1 protein-coding gene is annotated in these 847 nt (G+C 69.3%); it reads left to right on the forward strand.

The window, feature by feature from the left end:
• Positions 1-839 (forward strand): IS982 family transposase (locus ACGWYJ_RS38905; RefSeq protein WP_395111717.1); only part of this gene is annotated, 839 nt, incomplete at its 5' end.
• Positions 840-847: the final 8 nt, after the last annotated feature.

Here is an 847-nt window from a genome sequence, read left to right on the forward strand (position 1 = left end):
CGGTCGACATCGCCCGGCTGCCCGGACGCCCGCCCAAGCTCAGCCACGCCGAACTGATCTGCCTGGCGGTCATGCAGGCCATGCTCGGGTTCACCTCCGAGGCCCGCTGGCTGCGGTATGCCCGCGCCCACCTGCGGCATCTGTTCCCCTTCCTCCCGCAGCAACCCGGTTACAACAAGCGGCTGCGGGCCGCGCTGCCGCAGATCAAACGCATCATCCGCACCCTGGCCGCCGACACCGGCTTCTGGCACGACACCGTCTGGATCGCCGACTCCACCCCGGTGGAGTGCGGCCGGTCCCGGCCCACCGTCCAGCGTTCGCAGATGGCCGGCTGGGCGTCTTATGGGTACTGCCGTTCGCACTCGCGGTGGTTCTGGGGGCTGCGGCTTTATCTGATCTGCACCCCCTCGGGGATGCCGATCACCTGGGCGCTGGCCGGCCCCAAGCTGGACGAGCGGGAGGTGGTGGCCGCGATGATCCAGGTCGAGCCGCACTTGGCGGCCGACCGGCCAGGCCTGCTGCTGATCGCCGACAAGGGCTTTCGGGCCCGCTGGTTCGAAGATGAACTCGCCCGGCACCAGATCACGCTGCTGCGCCCGGCGATGCGCAGCGAACCGGCCCGGCCGGGCGAGCACCTGCTCAAACCGGTCCGCCAGCTCATCGAGTCGGTCAACGACACCCTCAAGGGCCAGCTCGATCTGGAACGACACGGAGGCCGCACCTTCGAGGGCGTGGCCGTCCGCGTCGCCCAGCGCATCCTGGCCATGGCAGCGGCGATCTGGCACAACCACCACACCGGCCAGCCGGTCACCCGATCGCTGACCGCATACGACCATTAGGAATCACT

The organism is Actinomadura sp. SCN-SB, assembly GCF_043906805.1.
Taxonomy (GTDB): domain Bacteria; phylum Actinomycetota; class Actinomycetes; order Streptosporangiales; family Streptosporangiaceae; genus Spirillospora.